The organism is Methylibium sp. (genome assembly GCF_013817365.1).
GTDB lineage: Bacteria > Pseudomonadota > Gammaproteobacteria > Burkholderiales > Burkholderiaceae_C > Methylibium.
Map to the genome: position 1 here is coordinate 1 of NZ_JACDCU010000461.1, position 3,033 is coordinate 3,033.

A 3,033-nucleotide genomic window follows, 5' to 3' on the forward strand; every position below is an offset into this window, starting at 1 on the left:
CCAGACCGACGACTCGGCGGCCATGGCCGCGGCGATGGCAGAGATCGATCGCCAGCAGAACTTTCCGCTCTCGTTCTACGAGCGCGTGCCGCGCGTGGACTGGAGCGCCGGCTTCTACGTGGCGGCGTTGCTCGCCTGCGCCGGGCTGCTCGTCTGCCGGTCGGTGCAATTGCAGAATTGGCACGGCGCACGGAGCGAGACATGAGACGGCATTCGGTACACGGTTTTTTCGCGGTCGGGGCGCTGGTGTGCGCGGGTGTGGCGCTGGCTCAGGGCCTGCGGCTGCGCCAGACGATCACGCTCAACCAGCAGATCGCTGCCACCGCCGCGGCGCCGGTCGAGCCCGATGCTGCACCGGCCGCGCGCGAAGCACCCCGCGAGGTGCGACTGGCGCGGGCGGTGAGCCTTTCCCGGGCCGGTGCCTCTGATGCTGCGTTCAAGAGCTACAGCGGCCTGATCGAGCCGGGCCGCCCCGACGCCATTGGCCGTGAGGCGCTTTTCAATCTGGGCAACATGTACCTGCGCCTGGGCATGGGGCAAGCACCTGAGCCCGGCGACACCGCGTCTGCCGCGGCTCCCAGCCTGCGCAGCGCTGCCGGCGCCTCGCCGCTGGTCGAGCTGGCCAAGCAGCGCTATCGCGACCTGCTGCGAGTCAATCCCGGCGATTGGGACGCCCGCTACAACCTCGAGCGCGCGCTGAGGGTCGCACCCGAGGAGCAGCCGGCCTTTGCCGAAGACGAGAACGTGCCGGTCGAACGGCGTCGCGTCCTGTTGCGCGGCATGGAGCCCGGAGACCTGCCTTGAGCGGCGAGGCCGCGAGCCTGCTGCGCCGGGCGCTGGCCTCGGTGCACACCCGGGCGCATTGGCCGATCAGCCTGGCCCTGGCGCTGCTGGTCGCCGCCGTCTGGTTGCCGCCAGTGACCCTGGAGCGGTCGACCTGGAGCTACATGGTCACGTTCGACGTCACACAGAGCATGAACGTGGACGACATGGTGGTCGGTGGCGTACCCGCGACGCGCCTGGAGGCGGCGCGCGCCACCATGCGCGAGGCGCTGCGCCGGCTGCCCTGCGGCTCGAAGGTCGGCTGGTCGGTCTTTGCCGACTACCGCGTGATGCCGCTGCTGCTGCCGGTGGAGGTGTGCAGCCATTACGAGGAACTGCTCGCCGCGCTGGCGAAGATCGACGGCAGCATGCGCTGGGCCAATGCCAGCAACGTCGGCAAGGGCGTGAGCTGGACGCTGCGCACCGCGCTGGCCATCGGCGGCGAGACGGGCGTCGTCTTCTTCACCGATGGCCACGAGTCGCCGCCGCTGCGCGCGCGCGAGTCGCCGCCCATCCACGACATCACGCCGGGTGAGATCGGCGGCTGGGTGATCGGCGTAGGCGGCGACCTGCCGGCGCGCATTCCGCGCACGGACCGCGATGGCAACCCGGCCGGTTACTGGGCGGCGGCCGACGTGGTGCAACGCTTCGAAGGCGGCAGCGGCACCGAGCACGAACACCTCTCGGAGCTGCGCGAGAACCATCTGCAGGGTTTGGCCAAGCTGATGGGCATCGGGTATCAGCGGCTCGGCACATCGGCTTCACTGGGCAGCGCACTGCTCGATCCGGCGCTGGCCCGGCCCGAGCCGGTGGCGACCGATCTGCGCTGGCTGCCGGCGCTGCTCGCGCTGCTGCTGCTGGCCTGGCGCTTCGTGCCCGATACGGTGCTGCTGCGGCGCTGGCTGATGCGCCTGCGCAGCTCTGGCAAGCCGGTCAGTGCGGACTGAGCACGCCGATCTGCAGCAGGCCCAGCACCACCACGCCGAGCACGATGCGGTAGTAGACGAAGGGCAGGTAGCTGCGCGTCGAGACCAGCTTCAGGAACACCACGATCACCCAGTAGCCGACCGCAAAGGCCACCAGCGTGGCCAGCGCCGTCGGGCCGGCACCGATAGGGCCCGGTTCGCCCCAGGTCTTGAAGAGTTGATAGAAGCCCGCGGCCAACACCGCGGGCACTGCGAGCAGGAAGGAATAGCGCGCCGCAGCTTCCCGCGTGTAACCCATGATCAGCCCGGCCGTGATGGTGCCGCCCGAGCGCGACACGCCGGGGATCAGGGCGGTGGCCTGGGCCAGCCCGAACATCACGCCGTGAACCCAGGTCAGTCGCCCCAGGTCGTGCTGCTTGCGGCCCAGGCGGTCGGCCGCGGCGAGCACCAGCGCGAAGAGGATCAGCACCGTGGCCGTGATGTAGAGGTTGCGCAGCGAGCCTTCGATCGCGTCCTTGAACAACAGGCCGAGCACGGCGATGGGCACGGTGCCGATGATGACCAGCCAGGCCATGCGCGCATCGGGATCGCCCCGCTGGCCGCGGCCGGCAACCGACGCGAACCAGGCCCTCGTCATGCGCCCGATCTCGCGGCGGAAATAGATCAGCACCGCGAGCTCGGTGCCGATCTGCGTGATCGCCGTGAACGCCGCGCCGGGGTCACCCCCCGAAGGCAGCAGCGGGCCGATGATGCGCAGGTGGGCGCTCGAGGAGACCGGCAGGAACTCGGTGAGCCCTTGCACCAGGCCGAGGAATGCTGCCTCCAACCAGATCATCGCGCCGCTGCTCATGCGGCCTGTGCGCGGCAGGCTGCCGCGATTGACAGGGGCCGGCGTGCGGCCGTCTGCCGCAGCGCCTTCACGAGAGATCGCTCCGTCGGTGCTGAACGAAGCCGATCGCGGCGACGAGCGGCAAGCTCAGTTCGAGGATTTCTTCCACCGCGCCGACCAGCACGCCCGTAGCGACCGGCGTGACGATCCCGAAATCTTCATTCAGGATATTGATCGAGCGGTCGAACACTTTGGACACGATCATCGTGACCAGGAAAATGGCCACCGTGGTGGCGAGCGTTTCGCGCCGGCGCAAGCCTTGCCAGACACTGCGCGCATGGCGGCGGATCACGAACACGCCGGCCGCAGCCACGATCGACACCACAGCGCCGGAAACGAGCTTTTGCACGAGCGGCGCCTCGCGCAGATAAAAACTCAGCTTGAGCATGCTGCCGC

Annotated in this window: 4 protein-coding genes and 1 pseudogene; 3 read left to right on the plus strand and 2 right to left on the minus strand. The window is 69.3% G+C overall.

The window, feature by feature from the left end; genetic code table 11:
• From H0W38_RS19705 to H0W38_RS19715, 3 genes and pseudogenes are all read left to right on the plus strand, one after another.
• A pseudogene (locus H0W38_RS19705) lies at window positions 1–205 on the plus strand (VWA domain-containing protein); the annotation flags it as partial.
• Window positions 202–804, plus strand: coding sequence for an MxaK protein (locus H0W38_RS19710; RefSeq protein WP_292457355.1), 603 nt, complete (start codon window positions 202–204; stop codon window positions 802–804). The pseudogene H0W38_RS19705 and the gene H0W38_RS19710, both read left to right, overlap by 4 nt.
• Before the next feature lie 17 nt (window positions 805–821).
• Window positions 822–1,769, plus strand: coding sequence for an MxaL protein (locus H0W38_RS19715; RefSeq protein WP_292457361.1), 948 nt, complete (start codon window positions 822–824; stop codon window positions 1,767–1,769).
• Here H0W38_RS19715 and H0W38_RS19720 read toward each other — a convergent pair.
• Both H0W38_RS19720 and H0W38_RS19725 read right to left on the minus strand, forming a co-directional pair.
• Complete coding sequence (locus H0W38_RS19720; RefSeq protein WP_292457357.1) at window positions 1,756–2,598, minus strand: undecaprenyl-diphosphate phosphatase; 843 nt, start codon at window positions 2,596–2,598, stop codon at window positions 1,756–1,758. The two genes, H0W38_RS19715 and H0W38_RS19720, sit on opposite strands and share 14 nt — an antisense overlap.
• 67 nt (window positions 2,599–2,665) lie before the next feature.
• Window positions 2,666–3,033: hypothetical protein (locus H0W38_RS19725; RefSeq protein WP_292457359.1), on the minus strand; the 368-nt coding region annotated here is incomplete at its 5' end.

Coding starts and splice junctions, on each gene's coding strand:
- H0W38_RS19710 (WP_292457355.1), top strand. CDS start 202: ATGAGACGGCATTCGGTACACGGTTTTTTCGCGGTCGGGGCGCTGGTG.
- H0W38_RS19720 (WP_292457357.1), bottom strand. CDS start 2,598: ATGAGCAGCGGCGCGATGATCTGGTTGGAGGCAGCATTCCTCGGCCTG.